General features: G+C 54.9%; 17 protein-coding genes. 7 read left to right on the top strand and 10 right to left on the bottom strand.

The window, feature by feature from the left end; all coding sequences use genetic code 11:
- The first annotated feature begins 223 nt into the window (after nucleotides 1-223).
- Nucleotides 224-1,513 carry a caspase family protein gene (locus IEY39_RS27435; RefSeq protein WP_188937696.1) on the top strand — a complete coding sequence of 430 codons (1,290 nt, stop codon included), beginning with the start codon at nucleotides 224-226 and terminating at the stop codon, nucleotides 1,511-1,513.
- Between the two features lie 10 nt (nucleotides 1,514-1,523).
- Here IEY39_RS27435 and IEY39_RS27440 read toward each other — a convergent pair whose 3' ends face one another.
- A complete protein-coding gene (locus IEY39_RS27440; protein ID WP_188937697.1) occupies nucleotides 1,524-2,900 on the bottom strand; it encodes a hypothetical protein in 1,377 nt (458 codons plus the stop codon).
- Nucleotides 2,901-2,971: 71 nt separating this feature from the next.
- Between IEY39_RS27440 and IEY39_RS27445 the strand changes: the two genes are divergently transcribed.
- Both IEY39_RS27445 and IEY39_RS27450 read left to right on the top strand, forming a co-directional pair.
- Nucleotides 2,972-3,922, top strand: coding sequence for a P-loop NTPase family protein (locus tag IEY39_RS27445; protein ID WP_188937699.1), 951 nt, complete (start codon nucleotides 2,972-2,974; stop codon nucleotides 3,920-3,922).
- On the top strand, nucleotides 3,919-4,275 hold the full coding sequence (locus IEY39_RS27450) for a hypothetical protein (RefSeq protein WP_188937701.1): 357 nt from the start codon (nucleotides 3,919-3,921) through the stop codon (nucleotides 4,273-4,275). Before IEY39_RS27445 ends, IEY39_RS27450 begins: the two co-directional genes overlap by 4 nt.
- A gap of 89 nt (nucleotides 4,276-4,364) precedes the next feature.
- On the opposite strand, the gene IEY39_RS27455 is transcribed toward IEY39_RS27450, so the two are convergent.
- From IEY39_RS27455 to IEY39_RS27470, 4 genes are all read right to left on the bottom strand, one after another.
- Nucleotides 4,365-4,751: a response regulator gene (locus tag IEY39_RS27455; protein ID WP_188937703.1), complete on the bottom strand. Its 387-nt coding sequence runs from the start codon at nucleotides 4,749-4,751 to the stop codon at nucleotides 4,365-4,367.
- On the bottom strand, nucleotides 4,748-6,958 hold the full coding sequence (locus IEY39_RS27460) for a sensor histidine kinase (RefSeq protein ID WP_188937704.1): 2,211 nt from the start codon (nucleotides 6,956-6,958) through the stop codon (nucleotides 4,748-4,750). The genes IEY39_RS27455 and IEY39_RS27460 overlap by 4 nt, the downstream gene beginning before the upstream one ends.
- Before the next feature lie 11 nt (nucleotides 6,959-6,969).
- Entirely contained in the window at nucleotides 6,970-8,193 is a 1,224-nt protein-coding gene (locus IEY39_RS27465; RefSeq protein WP_188937706.1) for a hypothetical protein, read from the bottom strand.
- Nucleotides 8,194-8,326: 133 nt separating this feature from the next.
- The gene (locus IEY39_RS27470) at nucleotides 8,327-9,451 is read right to left on the bottom strand and encodes a hypothetical protein (RefSeq protein ID WP_188937708.1); all 1,125 of its coding nucleotides are present in this window, start codon (nucleotides 9,449-9,451) and stop codon (nucleotides 8,327-8,329) included.
- Between the two features lie 41 nt (nucleotides 9,452-9,492).
- Between IEY39_RS27470 and IEY39_RS27475 the strand changes: the two genes are divergently transcribed.
- Nucleotides 9,493-10,161, top strand: a complete 669-nt coding sequence (locus tag IEY39_RS27475) for a response regulator transcription factor (protein WP_188937709.1) — start codon at nucleotides 9,493-9,495, stop codon at nucleotides 10,159-10,161.
- Nucleotides 10,162-10,421: 260 nt separating this feature from the next.
- On the opposite strand, the gene IEY39_RS27480 is transcribed toward IEY39_RS27475, so the two are convergent.
- Nucleotides 10,422-14,117 (bottom strand): hypothetical protein, encoded by a 3,696-nt coding sequence (locus tag IEY39_RS27480; RefSeq protein ID WP_188937711.1) that lies wholly within the window; start codon nucleotides 14,115-14,117, stop codon nucleotides 10,422-10,424.
- A gap of 160 nt (nucleotides 14,118-14,277) precedes the next feature.
- Here IEY39_RS27480 and IEY39_RS27485 point away from each other — a divergent pair, with 160 nt between their 5' ends.
- Genes IEY39_RS27485 through IEY39_RS27495 form a run of 3 tightly spaced genes read left to right on the top strand, consistent with a single transcriptional unit; the run spans nucleotide 14,278 to nucleotide 17,918 of the window.
- Complete coding sequence (locus IEY39_RS27485) at nucleotides 14,278-15,006, top strand: hypothetical protein (RefSeq protein ID WP_188937713.1); 729 nt, start codon at nucleotides 14,278-14,280, stop codon at nucleotides 15,004-15,006.
- Nucleotides 15,003-15,503, top strand: a complete 501-nt coding sequence (locus IEY39_RS27490) for a papain-like cysteine protease family protein (RefSeq protein ID WP_188937714.1) — start codon at nucleotides 15,003-15,005, stop codon at nucleotides 15,501-15,503. The genes IEY39_RS27485 and IEY39_RS27490 overlap by 4 nt, the downstream gene beginning before the upstream one ends.
- Nucleotides 15,504-15,536: 33 nt before the next feature.
- Entirely contained in the window at nucleotides 15,537-17,918 is a 2,382-nt protein-coding gene (locus tag IEY39_RS27495; protein WP_188937716.1) for a hypothetical protein, read from the top strand.
- 40 nt (nucleotides 17,919-17,958) lie between these two features.
- On the opposite strand, the gene IEY39_RS27500 is transcribed toward IEY39_RS27495, so the two are convergent.
- From IEY39_RS27500 to IEY39_RS27515, 4 genes are all read right to left on the bottom strand, one after another.
- Nucleotides 17,959-18,747: a sensor histidine kinase gene (locus tag IEY39_RS27500; RefSeq protein ID WP_188937717.1), complete on the bottom strand. Its 789-nt coding sequence runs from the start codon at nucleotides 18,745-18,747 to the stop codon at nucleotides 17,959-17,961.
- Nucleotides 18,723-19,379 (bottom strand): hypothetical protein, encoded by a 657-nt coding sequence (locus IEY39_RS27505; RefSeq protein ID WP_188937719.1) that lies wholly within the window; start codon nucleotides 19,377-19,379, stop codon nucleotides 18,723-18,725. The genes IEY39_RS27500 and IEY39_RS27505 overlap by 25 nt, the downstream gene beginning before the upstream one ends.
- 75 nt (nucleotides 19,380-19,454) lie before the next feature.
- Nucleotides 19,455-19,991: a hypothetical protein gene (locus IEY39_RS27510; protein ID WP_188937721.1), complete on the bottom strand. Its 537-nt coding sequence runs from the start codon at nucleotides 19,989-19,991 to the stop codon at nucleotides 19,455-19,457.
- 148 nt (nucleotides 19,992-20,139) lie between these two features.
- Nucleotides 20,140-20,979: a copper resistance protein NlpE N-terminal domain-containing protein gene (locus IEY39_RS27515; RefSeq protein WP_188937725.1), complete on the bottom strand. Its 840-nt coding sequence runs from the start codon at nucleotides 20,977-20,979 to the stop codon at nucleotides 20,140-20,142.
- Nucleotides 20,980-20,994: the final 15 nt, after the last annotated feature.

Here is a 20,994-nt window from a genome sequence, read left to right on the forward strand (position 1 = left end):
ACATAAAATGGCTTTAAGAGGTGAATGCGGAGGTGGGCTCAATAAAGATAGAAAGGTGCAGAAGAAAGAACAACGGGAAAAACACCCATTTTCGGCAGTGTGGAAGGCGTTTCCTTTCAAATTGGATGAATTGGTCTACGCGGGCGCATCCTATTAAAATCTGTCCTAACTTAGTAGTATCTGGGCGGTACATACTATCTACAACAACTAAACCCTCAACGATATGAAAAGAAGATCGGTGTTCTTTCTCATATTCTTCTCCCTTACCGCAATGGCGGCACGATCACAAAGCTTTTATGATGTCAGATGGACAGGAGGCTCGATCAGTTATTATGGGTTCCTTATTTTCTATAGTGACAATGACGCCATCATGCGGATCAGGTACCTCGATCGGAATGGAAAGTATAAGGTGGCGGAATATAAATGCACGGGCAAACAGGGGGAAACGGAAGATCATATCAGATATTATTTTCTTGGCGGACAGGATGCAAGGGTCGTCTACGGTCCCACCGATTATGGGTATTCAGCCGATAATTTCCTGTTCTATAACGTGAATTCGGAGGGGCATTTCGATAAATTATACACCTATGACGGCAACGACCTGAAAAGCGATGACCTGGCCAGCCATCTCAAGGAAGCAACCTGGCGAAAGATGGACCCATCCGAACTTACGGCGGACTACGTGTACAATTATTTCGACAAAACGGAAAGATACTATACCATTCTCACCACGCTGGGCAATCCACATTATGTAAGTCCGCGTACTGATGTCACCCTCCACCTGATCATTATGGCCAATACCCGCGATAACAGCATCGGAAGGGGATGTGAGGTCGATCGCAGGGCTTTAAAGATCGAGTTTGAGAATATAGCATCGGCGCTGAATATACCGATAGATGAAAAGATCTACTCCGAACAGGACTTTACGAAGACCAACCTGCTGAATGCGATCAATGACCTGCATCCCGGCAGCAATGACATCGTCGTCTTTTATTACCGCGGGCATGGGTTCAGGTGGAACGATCAGCAAAGCAGCTGGCCCCAGATGTCCCTGAATTATTCGGAATTCCAAGCCAAAGAAAGTTTCCCCATCGAAAACGTCTACACGAGTATCGTTCAAAAGGGGGCCAGGTTGAATCTGATCTTCGGCGATCTGTGTAATAGTAATATTGGCCTCAACTATCGCGAGGTGAGCGATCAAAGCGCCACAGCCTTTCAATCCGCTTTCTATCCGGACATGCAAAAGCTGCACAAATTATTCATCGATTCGAAAGGAAACCTCTTGTCTACGGCGGCACGACCCACGGAAGTGTCCTGGGTGAATCCTTATGATGGGGGCTTTTATACCAGCAGTTTCCTGGAATCCCTACACAAAGAGGTGAGTGCCATGTCGGGCAACGGAGATTGGGACGAGCTGGTCAATTCCACGATAGACAAAGCTTTCTACAAATCCACGACCGGTTGCGGCACTTGCAGCGCACAACATGGGATCAAGTATGTCAGCATCAACTAGAGCGCCCCCTTTAGCTCCGGACCCGGATCTCCTCCGGCTTGAGGTAGGGTGTGTAGTTCAACTGCGTATTGGCGAAGACGATCTCGCCGTCGGGGGAGAAGACGAGGCAATTCAGTTCGGTGCCGGCGCTGTGGCGGATGACGGCGCTGGACCAGAGGCGCTGGCTGACTTTGTTGCTGCCTTTGGATATGGCGGAGAGTTTTACGATGTAGGTATGCCCGCTCTTTAGCAGCGCGATGAGGCGTTCGGCCCGCAGCAGCGTCGTCAGGGGTGTTGCCTGGGTGGCGGTATCCACGGTGGCCAGCATTGCTTGCAGTTGGACGAAGGCGCTGTTCAGTGCATTCAAGGCGTTGAGGCAGGCGGAGAGCTGGTCCAGCTGCCGCTGTAGTGCTACCTTTTTGGTTGCGTCGGTTTCCGTGGCAAGCGCAATAGAGAGTTGGCTGATCTTATCATTCACCTTTATTAACAGCCCGGCGGCCGTGTTGTACTGCACCAGCACTTTTTCCAGCAGGGACATAAACGCGGATGCGAGGCTCTCGGTTTGCCCGATGGCGTTTGCGGGAAACATGGCGGGATGCCAGAGCTTCCAGCCGATGGGGATAGCTTTTTTGAATTCGGCCGCCAACGCGACGTCTTCGACGGGGAGATCGAAATTGTTATAGCTGGTGTTGACGCGAAACAGGGAGGCGAGGCTCATCACCGTTTGTATAATGGCTTGCCCTGCGTAGGCGATCGTTATGGGGTTTGCACCCAGTGCACCCAGGCCCGCTGCCGGCGCCAAAGAGGGTGTGAAGGGGATGGCAGGAAGGCTCTCGAGATCGAACTTTTTTGCCATGTCGGGGGCTTCCGGCGCCACAGTCGTCGCGGTGGCTGCTGCCGCTACCAGGGCGTCGAGCAATTGATTGATGTTGGTATTGGCGGCTTCAAACTGTTTGTCAAGGGTGAATAGCTGGCTACTCAGCCCTACATATAACTCGATGACGGGAAGATCGGTGGCGTTGTAGAGTGCGAGGCGGATATCGGTCTTATTTTGAAAGAAAGGGTCGTTCTTCAGCGCCTCACCCAGAGCAGCAACCGCAGTGCCGAGGGATTTGCGGGCGAGGATGCGGCTTTCGATAAATGTTCCATCGCTGGTGATATTGCCGGCCAATGTGGTAACGTTCGGTGGTTGCAGCAGGTCGCGCTGCGCCTCGGCCGTGGCCTTGCTTGCTTCTGCGATGGCTTTTTGCGAATCCGCCTGTCCTTTGGTGATGTCCGTCCGCAACCTGGCCATGGCGGCCTGTTTTTCCAGTTCGAGCTCTTCGGGACCCTTTGTGCGACCGGTGTCGTTGGTGCCAGTGTTACCGGAAACAGTGTTGGCGGCGTTGTTGGAAACGTTATCGGGCATAAGAAAGGTTGTCCATAAAGGTAAGCTGATTTATGCTAATTTTGGAGCCAACCTAAACCTCTATTCCTGATATGCTCCCCTTTATCAGATCTGGCCTGTGGTGCCTGTCCCTATGTCTGGTGCTTAGCGGCTGCGCCGTGCTGACGGACAGCCAGGTGAAGAACATCAACGCTTTCGCCACCACGACAAAGGCCTACTCCGCTTTTCCATCCGCCGTCGTGAAGCAATATGCCGACCTGCACCGAAGGGTCGAGCTGCTGGATGCTACCGGCCAGCCCGATACCGCGCTGGTGTTCTCTCAATTAGAGCGGGCCCGGGCGACGTATAACAGCAATATCGACATGGCCGGGAAATTCGATCTGTCCCTTCAGCTGTTGCAGCAGTATGGGTCGCTGCTGGCGCAATTGAGCAGCCCGGACTTTGTGTCGGATCTCAGCGGACCCACCACCGACCTGGGCGGGAATCTCGATCATGTCATTGCACTGTACAATAAGAAAGTACATCCGGCCCTGCCTGTCAGCCTGGGCAGCGACCTCTCCAAACTGATCCTGCTTGCCGGTGAGAAGCTGACGAAAAGAAAACAGACGAAGGCGTTGAAGCAATTTGTGCTGGCAGCGGATACCCTCGTTCAGGCGACGGCGAAGAACCTGGCCGATGCGCTGGATGTGGGTATGCAGCAGCTGCTGAGTATCGATCGCGACCGGTGGACGCGGGATGCCCGGAGTATGATCGCTTCGGAGATGAATGGCGCCCCCAGGGGGATGACGTTGCGCAAATACCAGGGCCTCCAATTCTATTATGACGGCGTCAGCGACTGGCAGAGTGCAGAAGACCTGCGCAGCCAGGTGATGAAGGCGGCGGCGAGCCTCGCGCAGGCGCATGCGGCGTTGGTAAAGGCTGTTCGCGAGAAGAAAGATCTTGCGGGGGTGATCGACGAGACGAAGCAGCTGATAACCGATGTACAGCCGTTGGGCCCCATTTTATCAAAATATATTCCACTCCCTAAAACCTTCTCTTTATGAACACGGAAACCTTGAACGCCCTCAAGCAGGTGAACCTCCAGATACAACAATTACAGGGTGTGCTCGAAAACGGCACGCTCACTCCGCCGCTTACTCCTCAGGAGGCTGATGCGATCGGGCAGGCCATCGACGACCTTTCAGCGCTGCAGGACACCCTGATCCATCAGACGCTGCAGGCAATGGTCGATCAGGTAAATGCGACCAACAGTCAGCTACAGACGTTGCTCGCCACCATGCAGACGACGAGCGCGCGGCTGGGAAAGCTTGCGACGGGAATCCGGCAGGTGTCGGATGTGGTGGGTGCGCTGGCGCAGATCACGACACATGCGATGTCGGTAGGGTTGATTGGGTAGGGGGCTGCGTCAGGGATCGCAGCGGCAGCCCGGAGCTTTGCGTATGCGAAGCGAGGACTTAAGCGGAGAGCCCGGCCCGAAGGGAGACGCTATTGTTCCGCCACATCCAGCAACGCGGCGCGGATCTCGACGGGCTCGACGTCTTTGAGGACGAAGCCGCGGGCGCCGAGATCGAGCATGCGGGTAATGGTCTTTTGGCTGTCATACATCGACAAAGCCAGCACCTTTACGCCGGGATAGTTGGTGCGGAGCCAGGCGGCGGTTTCGTAGCCGTCCATTTCGGGCATGTTGACATCCAGCAGAACGATGTCGGGGGCGGGGGTTTGTGTGAGGCGTTCGACGAGCTGCCTGCCGTTGTCGGCCTGCCAGGGCACGACGAATTCGGCGAAGCTGCCGATGAGGGTGGCGAGTTCGTTGCGGAAGTGGATATGGTCGTCGACTAATACCACGGATATTGCTTTCTTATCTATAGTCATAGCGTAAGGCCTTTTGTCGTTGTAGGAGGTATGTTTTCGGCTGTTGAAGGATAGGGTAAATGTATCGCGGCTGTAGTGCCCGCCCCGACGGTGCTGGTGAGCTGGAAGCCGGCACCGATGAGCCTGGCGCGATGGTACATGCTTTTGATGCCGAGTCCGTGACCTTCGCCCGGATCACCATGGCCGTTGCCGTTGCCCGGATCGCCCTTGCTACCCTGACCGTTGCCGTTGGTTCCCGGCGTGTCGAGGGAGTCGAGCGTGCTGTTGCCGTTGGCGCCGCGGGAGTCGAGGGCGCCGCGATCGAAGCCCTGGCCGTCGTCCTGTATCATCACCAGTAAGGCCGCGGGATCATAGCTGAGGCTCACGGAGATGGTCTTCGCGTGGGCATGCCGGAGGATGTTGTTGAGCAGCTCCTGAACGATGCGGAAAAGGATCAGCTCTTTCTGCTGATCGAACCGATAGGGCTTCCCTTCGACCGAGAATTTTGTTTCATAGGCCTCCGATCGCGCAATGGCGTCGATCTCCCGTTTGACGGCAACGTCGAAGCCCACCTCCGTGATATAGTCGGTGTTGAGACGGTGAGAGAGATGGCGGAGATCGTGGATGGCTTTCGAGACGAGGGTCTTGGAATCCCTGATCTTGTTCGCCAGCACCGTGTTGCCGGCGTCATCCATGGTGGCGATGTGCAGCCTGGCCAGGCTGAGAATTTGACCAATGTTGTCATGGATCTCCTGGCTTATTTCCTGAAAAGTTTGCTCCTGTATCTCCAGCTTGGAGCTGAGGATCTCATGTTGAAACTCCCGGTGCATTCGGTTGATCCGATCCTGCATCTCGGACTCGCGGCGGTGGTCTTCCTGTTGCTCCCACCGGAATCGCTGGACCAGCAGCCAGGCCAGCAGAAAAGCTTCGATGAAGATGGCCAGTGATACATAGCTGATCTCCCCGATGTGGGGCAGCACGCCGGTGTGGATATACACCAGCTCGAGGTTGATCAGCACAAACCAGATGAAATAAGCAGTGACGAAATAATATCCCAGGCGGTTACCCCGCCGCCCCGTTCGGATGCCGATGGTGATCGCCAGGACGAAGATGGCCACCGCCAGCACCTGGTTGGCGATGTAAACAGGCATCAGGGGAAGGCTGGGAAGAAGGGCTGCGTACAATAACAATAAGCCGCAGGCGGTGAGGGAGAAGGTGTACAGGGGCCGATCGTAGCGCTTCACCTCCAGAAATGAAAGACAGTAGATGATCAGCGCGGGCATGTCCAGCACCGGGATGAGGCGATACCAAAACATGAGATCGATGTCCGGGAAGAAATAGACGGCAAAACCTTCCATCACCAGCGCCGAGCTGAGGATATAAAAGAAGACGAGGATGGAATAGTAGAGATAATACCATCGCCGGAACAAAAAGAAGAGGAAGATATTGATGGCAATCGCAAACAGCAGCAGCCCTGTATAGATGCCGTAGATGAGTTTCTGGCGGCTGGCCTTCAGGAAGAAGCTGCTTTTCTCCCATAGGGATACCGGGATGGCGTGGGCATAGGGTTGCATGCGGAGGTAGTAGTCGTGCCGGCCGCTGAGGATGGGGAAGACCTGGGAGGCGTTGATGACGAGCTTGTGGTCGAGGGGTACGTGGAAGCCTGAGTGGTAGACGGTCCACCCTCCGGCCCCGGCCGCCGGGGGGCCTGCCTGCCGGGTGGGGTCGCCTGCCTGCCGGTTGGTGTCGCCGGTGTTGGTGTCGCCGGTGTTGGAGCCGCCGGTGGTGGTGTCGCCGGTGGTGGAGCCGCGGCCCGGGGGGATGACGGCCCCTGGGGGGGGTATGCTTTTGGCGGAATCCATGTTTTGTATATACAAATCGGCCTCCGGGATGAAAGCATGGTTCAGTTCGAGCAGGAGACTGTCGGCGGTGGGGTTGTCGATGGTGAAGCGGAGCCAGATGATGGAATTGGTGAAGCCGAAATGAAGGACGGATTGCTGCGAGGGGGTGAAGCTTTTTTGGAAGGCCGGGGTACTTACTTGCATGTAAGTAAGGGCGCCCGTCTTATCCTCGAGGATCGAGACCTGTCTGCCTATATTCGCGTGTTGGGAGCCCGGAGTCCAGGAAATGACTTGGGCGGGAGTGGCGTCCGTGGTCGGGTTGCCGGGCTGGCCGGTGGCCGGGCAAGCATAGGTGGCAATCAGGAGTAGTAAGAGAGTTTTCTTCATGTTCGTAGCAGCTACTTATATTCTTCCGACAGGCTGAAGGTAGTAGGGATATCCATGAGAAATGCCATGGCGATGAACCATATCCAGCAATATACACTAAAAGGGATGTACCCCAAATACCCCAGAAGTGGCATTTCGAAGATATGCATCTGGTTGACGTAAGGTATGCAATAGTGCCAGTATGCGGGGTTGAACCCGCTGGCTTCGCCGTTGGCCAGGTGCTTCACGCTGAGCCAGTTGGCGCCCTCGAGGACAAACCCCTGGAAGAGGAAGGTAGGTGCGAACACCAGCAGGAAGGACCAGTCGCCCCGTTGTTTTATCGAGATGAAAGGAGTCCAGATGCCCAGCATTCCAAGCCCGATAGCCAGGATAATCAGGGGGGAAAGCCAGACGATGAAGAACAGATCGTTGGGATAGAAGGCGCTTGCCACCAGGCCGGCCAATGCGACGATCAATATCGTCATACGCACCCACAAGGGCCAAACCACCTTGGGACCGAATTTGTATTTCACCGCCAGCCCGGGAAAGGTGCAGAGCAGCTGGTACCATTCGAAAGCCATCGGGATAAAGGCGGAAGAGCCCAGCACGGCATAGATGAGGAATTTGTCATGATGGAGGAGTCCCGAGAATGGATAGTACCAGTTGAGCCGGATGAAGAAATTGAAATATTCGAAGAGGAGCCAGCCTGAGACGGAGAGGACGCCCATGGCGATGAGTTCGGTGGTGGCCGTCGCGGCAAGCGACCGGCCGGCGTTGCGGTAGTAGACGATGCCATCCAAAACCAAAACAAATCCCCACCAGAGGGGGAGCAGGGACCAGTCGTTGAGCCAGACGGGCCTTTGCAGGTGGAGAGTGGTGAAGACGACGGTACCGGCGAAAGCGATGCCTCCGATGTAGAACCAGGAGGGCAGGGTGGCGCGGGCCTTTCTTTTTGCCGCCCTGGCGATGGGGGGCGGTTTTTTGAAACCAAAGAGCCGGGGAACGATCAACAACAGCATCGTTGCGATGAAGAGCACGGAGATACCAACGGTCATGATCAGGGTAGGAGCGGGTTTCACATCGCCAGGGGTAGTGGCGGGGAAGTTGAAGAATTTATCCGGGATACCACCGTCTTTGAAGTAGACGGCGATATAGGGACCGAACAACAGGGCCAGCAGCAGGCCAATAAGGCAGAGGACCCGCTGCTGGAGGGTTAGTTTGTGGGCGCCAACGTAAGAGAGGGTGGTTGTAGACATGGTTCAGGTGATTGGGTGTTCAGGTTGTTGGATCGATTCGGGTGATCGGATCGATTCGGGTGATCGGATGTTCGGGTGTTTTGGTGCTTGTGTGTTCAGATGAGGGTGTCCGGCGGCCCTGTTAGGGGCCCTGTCAGATGAGCGCCTGGAGGGCCTTGAGGAAGAGGCGTAGCAGCAGCTCGCATTTTGCCACGTCTTTGTACGCGCCGCACCAGACCTCAAAAGGCAGGGCGATGCTTTTTACATCTTCTTCGGTGAGGCTGAAGATCATAAAGGTGGTGGCGTCGCGCAGCTGTGGGTAGTATTTTTTGATCCAGGCTTCTTCGTTGGCGAATTTCCTGCCGTCCCATTGAAGCCCGACGGCCTCGCTGAAGAGGGTGTAACGACGTTGAGCGTAGTAAGGACGGCCCGGTCCGGTATAATAATCTTCGAGGATATCCGTCAGGCGTTTACCGCTGGCCCCCGACAGATCGTAGCTCTTGGCGATGGCGTAGGAGTCGATGTCACCCAGCATGTCCGAGCCCGGGGCATTGACATAGACATAATGTTGTTCGGTGTGTTCCGACAGGGGATGCTTGTTGTTGCGCAGATAGGCAAAGACAAAATCTTCGGCCGAGGTGGCGATATCGCCCAACCAGGTGACGAGGTCCATATTCGAGTCGCAGTGCGGAACCAGTGCATGGAGGAAACTTAGCCATTGAGGCAGCGGTGATACGAGTTGCGGATTATTCCAGGCGTCGAGCCCCGCCAGGACATGGGCGATGTCGCAGTATGTTCCGTCGGGCAGCAGCACTTCCTGGTGGTCGTGCTGGTAGATGAAGGGAACCTGTCCTACGCGGGTGTTCCCATAGACGCGGTCGTCGGCACGGTAGGTGACGAGGCGGTATTTCTCTACTTCGTTGTTCTTTTTATAATGTCTTGTCCGGCGGATGCGGCTTTGACCCGTTTCATCGTTGGGTGGGGTCCCGGTGATGGTCACCTGGTAACGGCATTCGATGGGGGCGGCCCGGCAGATGAGTTCTTTGTTCCAGCCCCATTTGTCATAGAAGATCTTGCGGAGCCGGGTGATCATTTTTGGCAGCTGCGTTTGTTCGCCCGGCCAATAGTCTTCTTCTTCCCTCAGCAGGGCGAGGAATTGGCTAAGGGGCAGCACATCTTTTTGGGGATGGCCGCCTTCGGGGCTGCGGGCCAGGATAGGTTGGAATAGTTGCATCATGGTGTTCTTAGGAGCAGGTTCGGCGAGATCAAGGTTTGACATACTTTCAATTTTTATATTTAACTTTCGGGATAACCTTTCATATGGATAACATCAAGCCCTCCGTAGCGCTGGTTGATGATCATGTGATGCTTCGGGCCGGATTGGCGAACATCATCCGGAGCTTTGAACATGATGTCCTCTTCGAAGCCGACAACGGCAAGCAGTGTATGGATCAACTGGAGGCCGGACTTATTCCCTCTATTGTTCTTCTCGACATCAACATGCCCCAGATGGATGGTTATGCCACCGCGCTTTGTATCAAGCAGCGATTCCCGCAGGTGAAGGTGCTTGCCCTGTCGATGTACGATTCGGAGAATTCCATCATCCGGATGCTGCGCAATGGGGCAAGGGGTTATATCCTCAAAGACAGCGATCCGGCCGAATTGCATGCGGCCTTGCTTGACATCCAGGAGAAGGGCTATTATTATTCGGAGATGATCAACGCCCGGCTGATCCGCCTTGTCAACGATCTCGACAATCCCGAGGGGACACTTAATCAAATGATCTCGATCACTCTCAGCGAGAGGGAGATCGAATTTCTCCGACTGACGTGTACCGAACTTAGTTATAAAGAGATCGCGGATAAGATGGGGGTAAGCCCGCGGACGGTGGACGGATATCGGGACATCCTTTTCGAGAAGCTTTCGCTCAAAACCAGGGTAGGATTGGTATTGTATGCAATCCGTACCGGGTTGGTTATGGTGGGTTGAAGTCAATTATGGACATGACGCTCATAGACATAAGGGCAGAGTTTAGGAGTCAAAAAAGGTTTAATGGTAAATGGTACTGATCGAGGTGCAGCCCTTTCGCGATCGTGGCGCAGCCCTTTCGCGGTGCTAAGTAAGGATAAATTGGCGGGTGGACGCACCGTGTTTTCACCCGGAAAGAGCAGTTTTTTAACGGGGTGGGGTGCCCACGAGTTTCCGGCCCGGGAGGCGGCGGGTGATACGCAGGAGGGATAAATGGGGCCTCAGGCGGTGCCTTTACTGCCGAATTTTTTGGTGAGCTCCAGCACCACAGGGATGATGGCGCCCACGGAGGTGAGGGCGACGGTGATGCGGTGAGAGATGCTTTCCTGGGTCATGACGAGCATTACTGCGCAGGCCGCGATGATGATAAGGGCGGGGATACGGATAGTCGCCCAGACACCGGGGACGGCATATTTTTCTTTCAGTCCTTTGATAGCCGGCGAGCCTCTTTTCTGCAGGATGAATTCGCGGAAACTGATGGCAAAGAGCATGCATTCATTATTTTGATATTTCAGGATCCCTTTTCTGAGGAGCCGGAGCAGCAACCCGGCATCCCTGTAATTGGTGTAGCGGTCGCCGGCGAAATCGAAGAGGAAATACCGTTCCTCGCCGGACAACTTTTTCCAAATAGACTTGAAGGTGGATTGGTGATCGAGCATCGTATGGAGGATATGCTCTTCCTGGTCGGGAACCGGCAGCCGCTGCCCTGAAGGGCCATGGAGAAAATTCGGCACCGGGAATACGCCATTGGGGAAGAAATCATCCAGGATATTGTCACCTGCGGGAATGGGCAGCCGGAGAAAATCCAGCAGGAAGATGCGGTTGGCCGTGAGGGCGATGAGCCTGGGGATACCCATCAGGAACAAGACGATAGCCAGTAACAGCAGGGACCAATGAAAGAGGCCGAGATCGCGGAAAGAAAAGAGCGATTTATTCCGGGGCGAGCAGACCTGGAAATCCCGCAGCAGGGAATCTGCGGTGAAGCCCAGGCCGGTGGCGGAGTCCCTTTGCACTTTCTGCAACAGGCAAATGTTATTGGATGAAGGGGCCTTGAAGATCCAGGTGGAGTCTGCCGCCCGCTGGTCGATCGAATAACTCTTGTATTCCCCCGCGGTGACGAGGAAGAGTTCGTCCAACAGAATAATATAGGGTTGGTCGGGGTCATGCACGGAAGGCGCCGCCAGCATGGTACGCCAGCCATCGGGGATGCCGGTGATCGTCTCACCGTCGAGGTAGCGGCTATCGTACAGCAGCCGGTTGGTGAAATCCGCCTTTTGTTCCAGCTGACCCAGGACGGTCTTTTTCAGGTTGATCCGAATGTCGCGGGCGATGCTTTTCTGATGCACGGTATTGCGGCCGGCGATGTACAATTCATCGCTGCGGATGAATTGCGATTTCTCTACCGTCCATGCGTACCAGAGGATGCCGAGCACCGGCAGGACGATCAATACCAGCAAGGAATAATAGGCAGAGCAGACATACAGGCGGGAAAAGGATCTTCCGGGAGCTTCCCCCGGCAGATAGCGTTTGCTGATGAAGACCTGCCAATACCGGTAGACCATCAGTGCCAGCGCCAGTCCCTGGAAGAAGATGACCATCATGGCGACGGATCGGCCGTGATCCCAGTCCGGCCGGGCGATGAGCCGGAAAATGAGCCAGTTGAGCAGGACGATGGTGATGACCACGGCTGGTGAACAGCTGATCAGCTGCACCGACCAGTGTCTGAGGCCCCAATTGCGGTTGGGCCGCATGCGTTGCGGCAGCCAATTGCTGCTGCACTGCCATTCGGTGAATACCGGATCATCGGGCGTGAACAGAGGAACTACTTTTCGCCGGCTGGCCAGGAATCCCCACAGCGCATAGAAGGGCAGCAGGAGGCTGATGTAAAAGGCGATGCGAATATCCAGGCCGAAGACGGGCAGCAGCAGGGAATAAACAAGGCCAACGGCCAGCAACCCCCGAAAATACCATTGGGTAAAATCGTAAGAGGGCTGGTTTTGGTGCACGGGGCGTACCCATTCCACGGGATTGATCTCGAAGCTGAGCTTGGAGGGACGATTGGCGAGGGCCGTAGAGAGCAGCAGGCAAAGACAGAAGAGCAGGAAGAGATATAACAGCGACTCGCCGCCGAAGTGGATCATCCGGAAGATATTCCCGAAGTGGCTGCTCTTGTCGTAAAATACGACCAGGGTCACCTCCTGTCCCGCGAGCGGGTGCACATAGAACGTGTAAGCCGAGCCGTAGAGGCGCACATCATCGACAAAAGCGCCAGCCCTGAGGTCTATGGCATACTTTACCCTTTCGTTGTTGTCCGTCTCGGCGTAGAGGTTTTCGGACAGATTGCGCCGGGCATCGGAATGCATCAATATCCCCTTTGTGCGAGTGTCGACCAGGCAAAACCCATATCCCCTGGGCAATACCGGGTGGAGCCCGCTGTGGAGGTTGAAGGCCACCACGATACCAAAGCTGCGCAACGGCAAAGCGTTGATATTCGTGTCTGCCGCCGTGTCTATCTCCTCCTGCAGCCGCCGGGCGAGGTAGAGCTGGAATTCGCTGGTGATATTGGATTTCCCGGCGGTGAGCACGAGGCTGGTATCGTCCGGGTCCTTCTGGCACAGCTGGCGGAAAAAAGAATAATCCTTCACCGGGGAGAAGGGAGAAATAAAGGTATAGGGATTCCATTTCGCCATCGTCATCCCTGTCGAGTCGAACCAGGCGACCCTTGTCACCAGCGGATAGATGGTAGGGGTAAAGAGGCGGTCGACCGCGTCTTTTTTGATGTGATCCGTGTCCTTATAAGACAAAACCTTTTGCAGGTGAAGCGGGCCGTCGAGGCGCCTGTAGGCGGCGATATACGATTCGAGCTGCCGGCCGGCGAGGCGCAGGTCCTGCCGGATATCGTTGTCGAGCTGTATGGAAATTTTGTGCAGACGACTTTCGACCAGGCTTTCGGCTGAGAAGTCTGCGAGGAAATAATCACCTGCAAGGATGCAAACGGCGCAACCCAGGTAGATGGCCAGGACGAGGGAGAGGAGATCCCATTTCCGGAGACGTTCGCGCGGGCTGAGGAAGAATACTTTCAGGAAGGGCAGGATGGTGAGGCCCAGCAGGATCACCAGGATCATCCCGACGACGAAGGACGTGGGCAGGCTCTTTACCTGACGGTCGTATTCCGCCTTGCTGATGAGGCCGCCCAGCACCAGTGTCGAACCGGCCAGCTGGAAGGGCTGGTAAAAGAGCAGATAGCTTTCGCCGCCGATGAGGATCGTGCTGGTGGTGGACAGATCGGTATTCTTTTGCAGTGAAAGCGCGGAGTCGACGTTGATGGCGAAGGAGGCGCTGATCTTGTCCTTGAGGTAGACGACCCTCAGCTGATGGGCGCTGTCCTGCCGGGACGAGTCTTTGTGCAGCACCACATAGGTGTCGAACAGATCGTCCCGGGCCGCCAGGACGGGTTCGAGGAAGTCCGCTATTTTGATGATGGCGCGATCGGTCGAATCGATACCATAGGATAGACGGGGAGGTTCAGTCGGTGGAAATTGTAATTGGGGGCCGTCGGGGAGCGAGTCCTGACGCCGTAGATGCAGCGAGTCCTGGCGCCGCTGATGGCGCCTGCCGGATGTATCGGTGTGGAAATGGATATACTCATCGATCTGCTGGTCAAGGCGCTTTTGCTCGGATGGCATGCAGTGGCAGTTGGCAATATTGGAAAAGGCATCGGCGAGATTGGCGTTGCGGGCCGTCATATTGTTCGCCAGCTGGTTGAGGATACGAAACCCGCGGCTGTTGAGCTCGGCCTGGTTGCCCGGAATATACCGGTAGTAGAATATGCCGAAGAATATCGAGAAGATACCCAGGAAGAGGTAGAGGATCGACAACCGCCGCGCGAATAATATGCTTTTGGTGAAGAGGTTCATACGTTGCGCCGAATCGCCTATGGCCTGGAGAAAGGTAGTGCAGACTTTATTGTCACGGCACCGTGTTTTTCCCGTATTTGGGGTTGATAAAGATAAAGGGGTGTTTTTCCCGTTGTCAGGCGAACCGCCGAATGTTAGCTTGTGCTGAAAATCGTCATCCATGTCACGACAATTCTACTTTGTCTCACCCAACCGGCAGATGAGTATCCTCCAGATCACCGGTGTAGTACTGTTGTTTATAGGATTGGTGAGCATGTTGGGTGTTGGATGCAATACCCTGCAAAACGGCGTCCCCACGCCCGTTGCCCTGCAGCTGCCCGCCGGGCAAAAGGCTGCGGTTGGAATAGGGCCAGTCAAGCCAACGAACGAGGCTACCGTCATGGCCCTTTCAGTGCTGCTGATAACGATATCCTGGCCGCTTATTTTCCCGAGCATGTTGCGGTCTTCTTCCAAAGGCGAGGTCTCGAGCACCAGGGCGGCGGTGTTTATGATCGTCGCCGCTTTTATTGCGCTTGCCGTGCGGACGGGATGGACCGACGCGGGTATGCAGGGTCTTGTCCTCAACGCCGGGTGGATCAGCGTGCTGGGCATTGCGTTTGGCGCAAAGACCCTGCAATACTGGGCGGAGAATAATCCTTTCGCGCGAAACCCTTGGCCATCGACCTTTCCCCAGGCGCCCGGCGTAAGAACCCCCACTATTATGCTGCCAGGGGGGCCCAATGCGGCCCCTGTATCCCCGAATCCGGGGCCGGTTGCTCAGGGTTCATTCCAGGCTTCCACGACCCTGAAGGCGATGCAGCTGCCGATACACTATCACAACGAGATCGCTACCCAGCCGCCGGCCGGGCTTCCGCCCGCGATTGAGAAAGCCCTAAATTCCAAGTCATGATATTAACCGGAGTTCAAATGCAAAAACAGCTGATGGACCAGTGGTGCTGGGCAGCCGTAGCTTCTACCGTCTCCTTCTATTATTACAATAACCTGAATGGTCTGCGGCAGGCCGATGTTGCTTCTATGGCGGTGAACCCGGTATGTTCCATCGTCACTGCAGATAACGCGGCCGATTATTCGCAATGCGATGAGCCGCAGGATCTGGGTTATGTGTTGAAAAGCGTGACCCATAACGGCGCCTGGGATATTCCGCAGGCGTTGAATCCAAACCAAATCATTCATCAACTCAATGGCGGATATCCTATTTGCTGCCAGATCAACTGGAACGGTATTACGGTGGCCCATTACGTGCTGCTGTACGGCATCGATGGCGACAATGTGCTGATCGGCGACCCTGCTGCTAACAATTACTGGGCCCCTTACGACTATCTGACGTCCAATTTTGCCAACAACGGCGGCTTCTGGAGCCGGTCGATAGGAACACAAGCCGTATAAATCCACACATAAATACCATAAATACCATTTACCATGAAACGGAAAGCCTTCTTCCCGCTAGGGCTATTATTTCTTATCCTTACGATGATTTGCCTCCGGTCGAACGGTCAAACCCCTTCGAAACAGGGCGGCAAACAAACTACTGATCAAAAGAGCGACACGGCAACGGACAAGCCGGCGCCTAAACCGCGTAAACCCGTCGAAGAGATGGTGCAGTCCCCTTATTACGACGCGGTCGAGCTGCTGTATGCCCTAAACGGTTACAAGGCTTACCCGTTGATCGCAGGAAAGGTCATTCCGGCCGACAGCGCGGGCAGGGGCGGCAGTGCCGGAGGCGCGCCTACCGGGAAGAACTCGGGCCCATCTGCGGCGGATGACGATGACCTTCCTGATGAAATGGCGCCGCAACAATATGCTTATATTCTTATTGAAGCGGAGACGGGCAAAATACTATACGGTCCTTCCACTAATAAAGATTCTTTGACGACGATTTTGAAAGCAAATAAGTTTGGTTCCGACACAAGAGAACAAAGATCTGTGTTGACGAAAATCCTAAGAAGAAATACCTGGGGTAGTGAAGGCCTGTCTGACGATGCCGTTTGGAACCTGGCGTTGCAGAACCCCTATTTCTTTAAGCCAAATGCAGCGGGCCCCAGCATAGCCGGCAATCGCTCTCCGGCGCTAACGCTAAACATACCTGACATGTTCAGCACCGGGTCGCAGGCTATCAGCGTTGGCAGCATTGGAGGGGCGAACCCCTGGGATGCCACCAGCATTGCAGAAGGGGTGGCCAAATTACTCATCAACAGGGTAAACAAGGAGTTTCAGAACAATTTCATCGATCTACTGGTCGATTATCTGCAAAAGAAGCATCCAGAGGTGGGCATTCTTTTCCCGCAAACGCTGAAAGCCCTGCAGCAATTTCAACTGGCCCAGTACAAATCTTCCTATACGGCCATACAAAATGCCTGTCAGACGGATATTTCCGGGTTGCTGGGCAATGTTAGCACCCTTACCACCCTGCAGTGGTGCAAAGACATGATCAAAAATCATCCGCCGCTGGTGCTGCTTTTTGCCTCCTGCGACATGATAGACATGCTTCGCCAGAACGTTGCCCTGCCGGAAGTACTCTACCGGCTGGGGAATGAGCCCTATTTGAACGATGCCGCCAGCATCAGCTCTTATTCTTCTTTTATTCGCCTGGTCACCCTGGTCTCCAACAGTCTCCGGGATATCCAGGTTCGCACAGGCAACAAAGCGAAGCAGGGCTGGGTTAGTCAGGACAAGCTCTTCCTTTTATTGCAAAACAAAGCCTATTACCAGACGTTTCTGGGAATGGTGACGCAAAACGCCATCGGCATCCGGTTTACCATCAACGGCAGGGTTTACGACTTTCATGATATCCTGGTAGCCGACACGGCCAGGCTCATTAATGATTGGGGACCGATTTACAATCTCGCCCAGGAGATAAGCAATGAGCCGGCGGTGGCAGCCGCTTTGAGCACTGCGCTGCAGGCGAAGCCGACGCCTCAGCTGATCAACTATATAACTGCCTTTGGGAGTGTGGCCGATTATATATTCGATCTGACGCAGACCGGTGTAGACCTGGTGTATGGAGACACCGCCAATGCCTTGCAAGCCCATATAAAAGAGATCAAAGCTATTTGCATGCCGATGATCGGCAACCTTGATTCGATTGTCTATGCCATTGCGCAGCAGCGGTATGCCACCGCGCTGGGCGGAGGGGTGCAATTGATGAATTCTATTCTTGCCGCGGCAGCGGATAAGAAAGCTTCGGACAGCGTCGGGAATTTTATTCGCTTCCTGAATACGTCCGGTCAATTCATCGGCGCCGTGGCGGAGGCGCAGAATTCACAGGATGTTGCCAATGCCCTGGATGCCTTTGCGCTGCCGCCGGGCAGTTCGCGGGCGCAAAAGGAAAATACGATCACACTGGGCCTCAACGCTTACGTAAATGTCTATCATAGCTGGAACAAGCAATATAGCGGCACCTCCATTCCTACGACCGAGACGGGAATATCGGCGCCACTAGGCCTGGCGTTTAGCGTTGGTCTTTGCCATGGCAAGGGTGGGGCTTTTACGGCTTTTGCCGGCCTGCTGGACGTCGGCGCCATTTTCAGCTATGAGCTTACCGATACCAACTCCATCAAATCGACCATCCAGTGGGGACAGCTTTTTGCGCCATCTTTTTCCATCATCTACGACGCTCCGCTGTTTGCCCATAAGAAGTTCAACCTGCCGATGGAGATCGGCGCCGGATTGCAATGGGGTCCCCGGCTCAAGCGAGTGACCGAGAAGGCCAATTCGACCCTGCCTTTCCTGACCGAGCGGTTCAATATCTTCATTGGATTCGATATCCCGATCTTGCATCTGTATAGTTACAAAAAGTCGTAAGCCCGGCAGGATGCAATGGCCTGCCCGTGAGAGCTGCGATTTATTCATACGGTATCTGCACCGTGACAGTCGTCCCTTCCCCGGGACGGCTGTAGATCACGCTCGAGCCGCCGGTGAGTCGCGCGCGGTTGCGGATGTTCTCGAGGCCGAGACCACCGGTGTGTAGCTGGAGGACACGGTCGGCGTCGAAGCCCTGGCCGTCGTCGCGGACCCGGACGCGGAGCTGCTCGGCATACCAGGTGAAGCCGATGTTGATGCTAGTGGCGGAAGCGTGCTTCAGACAGTTTTGAAGACATTCCTGGATAATGCGGAAGAGGATGAGCTGCTTGTCATCCTTTATTTTTTTCTCGGCGCCTTCGGAGGTGACGGAGACGGTGAGGCCACCGGCTTTGCGGATGCGCTGTACTTCTTCGTCGACGGCTTCGCGGATGCTGAAATGGCGGATGTGACCGGCATGGAGACCCTTGGCCAGACTGCGGAGATCTTGCAGTGCGCGCGCGACGTTGGCGCCGGCGTCCTTCAGGAGGGGGAAATCGATGGGTTCTTCTTCCCTGAAGCTGCTGAGCTGAATTTTAGCAAGGCTTAGCAGCTGCCCGACGTGGTCGTGAATCTCTTCGCTGAGATAGCGGAAGGTCTGCTCCTGGATCTCGAGGCGGGTCTGCATCAGCTGCTGATCGAACTGGTCTTGCATCGCCTTTTTCTCGCGGGCCGTCTGGCGGCGGCGATAGTTGTAGTACCAGAGCATCACGATGAACAATACGCCGAAGAACAGCAATACTAGGATAACTGCTAGGATGGTTGTGGTTATTTGCTCCTTTGCGTCTGGCATAGTAGAAAGGCGCCGCTATAGCCGGTATAGAGAGCGGCGTTGGCCGCTTCCATGAGTGCAAAATACAAACTTTTGCGTCCGAATTGGATATGGTTGAGGGATATATATTTTAGCATGCCGAGGACGATGATGGAGACGAGGCTGAAAAGGAGGATCATGGCGTTGATCCAGAAAATAGGGTCAAGCACCAAATTAGATCCGTCGTCTTTGCGGATGGCCAGCCGGGTGAGGACGAGGCAGGAGAGGACGATGTTCGCTACGCCGACGAGCAGCGCGGTGAAGGTGTTGAATTCGGCGCGGCCCTGGATGAAGAAATAGTTGACGAGGATAAACGTCTCGATGGCTACGCCGGTGAAGAAGAGACGGCGTTGTTCGCGGCGATCGCCTTTTAGCATCGAGGCATAGAGATAAAGGTAAAGCGGTGTGGAGAGGACATAGTATACGTTATATACAAAATAATTGTCAAGCGAGTGGAAGATGCGGGTGTAGTTGACGCCCACGGTTTCCGTAACATTGTCCAAAAGGAGAATAGGGATGAGGATGCCGAGGGAAAAACTGTTCAGCCCTTTGCGACACACGATGGCGATCAAAAGGCTGAACAGCTGGAAATATTGAAAATACAGAAATTGCATGGGTCAATGGGCAGGGATAGGGGTTATGGTTAGTAGGCCCGGAATCGGGCGGCCGTGGCGGGGCCGGTGATGCGGTTAGGGTTGGATGCCGCCTACTTCATAACCGGAGCCGGGGTCACCCGTCAGAGCGCTGGTCTTGCCGGTGCGGGTGCGGGCGATGATGAAGTAGCTGATGCGGCCGGTGGCATTGGTGTCCGGGGCATTGACGGCGCTCAGCATTGCGCGGGTACAGATGCCCGGCATAATGACAAAGTTGAGGTTGGCGCCTTTACCGGCGGAATCATATTCGTTGATCTGGCTTTGGAGCCAGGCGACGAGGCTGTCGGCGTGCAGGGACTCGCTAAGCGTGATGAGGAAGGTGGAGTCGGGGCATTTGGTGATGGGTACGCGGGGATTGTCCGTCGTAATACCGTATTGGGCCATCACTGCCTGATAGGCATCGAGGCAGGGCTTGATCTGCCCCCAGGGAACGGGCTGGCCGCCGCCGTGAGTGCCGCCTGTGGGCGCCAGGGCCTGAGCGGGGGCCGGGGTCTTTTCGGTGCTTGGTTGGTTACAGGAGAAAAAACAGATAGTCGTGAGCGCGAGTGCGCCAAGGAGGATGGTTCGTTTCATTGGAAATGTAGTTTAGGTGTTAAAGTATTGGACCGCAAGATAAGGCACAGGTGCGGTTTGGCCTAAGGGTGAAAACACGGTTTATTATTGTAAGAAGGGACGACTGTTTTTTATTGTATGAGGCTGTCGTTGAAGCCGTGAGGGGGGCTTATTTCCCCCCGATGGTCTCCTTATCTAACGAAACCGCACAACCCTTATACATCTGCCCCTTATAAGTGACGGACATGCGGTATTCGTAGATATGATCACTGAGTCCATCGGTGCAGAAACCTGGCGCAATGGATACTTTGAGCAGATTGCCGCCGTCGGTATTGATGGAATAGACAAGGCTGTCTTTTGTCGGCTGAGGTTTTTCGATGGGCACGATAACCGGTCGTTGGATAGCCGGCGCCTTGAAGAGGATGTATTTATCCTTGTCGATCTCCACGCTCCAGTAGGGATCACCGCCGGTACCAAGGATCTCCACACCTTCGGACCGCCGCTTTTTCCAGGAGGCGTTTTCCGGCGCCGTATTCTTACGGAACAGGGCATATTGATGCGAGAGAGAGTCCGGTATCTGCGCCCCATAACTCTCCGTATTGATCAGGCTGTCTTTCGAAAGGCGGTATTCTGCGATCGGCTTGTCATTTTCGTACAATCTGAAATGCCCCTTTTCCTTCTCTTTTTCCCAGGTTCCTTCGACGGCCTTGGCCGGAGTTCCCTTGCCCCAGTTGAGCTCTTCCATTTTGTAATGGCCATTATCAGTAAACAGGATCGTCCGCTGGATGCCGTCACAGTTCTTACAAGGAAGCATACCCTGGTAGAACCCGGAGGGGATCGAATCGTAGACTCCTGCATTGATGATCGAGTCCCGTACAATGACCATGGTATCCGTGGTTTTTGTGTTGACCACCACCGGTTTGGAATTGGAAGATTGGTAGTAGTTGAAAATATACCAGCCGAGGACAGCAGCTATGAGCAGGGCGACAATGATAATGAAGGGTTTCATCAGGACAGGACCGTT

The sequence above is a fragment of the Puia dinghuensis genome (assembly GCF_014642875.1).
Classification (GTDB): domain Bacteria; phylum Bacteroidota; class Bacteroidia; order Chitinophagales; family Chitinophagaceae; genus Puia; species Puia dinghuensis.

Coding starts and splice junctions, on each gene's coding strand:
- IEY39_RS27490 (WP_188937714.1), top strand. CDS start 15,003: ATGATATTAACCGGAGTTCAAATGCAAAAACAGCTGATGGACCAGTGG.
- IEY39_RS27435 (WP_188937696.1), top strand. CDS start 224: ATGAAAAGAAGATCGGTGTTCTTTCTCATATTCTTCTCCCTTACCGCA.
- IEY39_RS27460 (WP_188937704.1), bottom strand. CDS start 6,958: ATGAAGAAAACTCTCTTACTACTCCTGATTGCCACCTATGCTTGCCCG.
- IEY39_RS27475 (WP_188937709.1), top strand. CDS start 9,493: ATGGATAACATCAAGCCCTCCGTAGCGCTGGTTGATGATCATGTGATG.
- IEY39_RS27485 (WP_188937713.1), top strand. CDS start 14,278: ATGTCACGACAATTCTACTTTGTCTCACCCAACCGGCAGATGAGTATC.
- IEY39_RS27470 (WP_188937708.1), bottom strand. CDS start 9,451: ATGTCAAACCTTGATCTCGCCGAACCTGCTCCTAAGAACACCATGATG.
- IEY39_RS27450 (WP_188937701.1), top strand. CDS start 3,919: ATGAACACGGAAACCTTGAACGCCCTCAAGCAGGTGAACCTCCAGATA.
- IEY39_RS27480 (WP_188937711.1), bottom strand. CDS start 14,117: ATGAACCTCTTCACCAAAAGCATATTATTCGCGCGGCGGTTGTCGATC.
- IEY39_RS27455 (WP_188937703.1), bottom strand. CDS start 4,751: ATGACTATAGATAAGAAAGCAATATCCGTGGTATTAGTCGACGACCAT.
- IEY39_RS27500 (WP_188937717.1), bottom strand. CDS start 18,747: ATGCCAGACGCAAAGGAGCAAATAACCACAACCATCCTAGCAGTTATC.
- IEY39_RS27510 (WP_188937721.1), bottom strand. CDS start 19,991: ATGAAACGAACCATCCTCCTTGGCGCACTCGCGCTCACGACTATCTGT.
- IEY39_RS27440 (WP_188937697.1), bottom strand. CDS start 2,900: ATGCCCGATAACGTTTCCAACAACGCCGCCAACACTGTTTCCGGTAAC.
- IEY39_RS27445 (WP_188937699.1), top strand. CDS start 2,972: ATGCTCCCCTTTATCAGATCTGGCCTGTGGTGCCTGTCCCTATGTCTG.
- IEY39_RS27465 (WP_188937706.1), bottom strand. CDS start 8,193: ATGTCTACAACCACCCTCTCTTACGTTGGCGCCCACAAACTAACCCTC.
- IEY39_RS27495 (WP_188937716.1), top strand. CDS start 15,537: ATGAAACGGAAAGCCTTCTTCCCGCTAGGGCTATTATTTCTTATCCTT.
- IEY39_RS27505 (WP_188937719.1), bottom strand. CDS start 19,379: ATGCAATTTCTGTATTTTCAATATTTCCAGCTGTTCAGCCTTTTGATC.
- IEY39_RS27515 (WP_188937725.1), bottom strand. CDS start 20,979: ATGAAACCCTTCATTATCATTGTCGCCCTGCTCATAGCTGCTGTCCTC.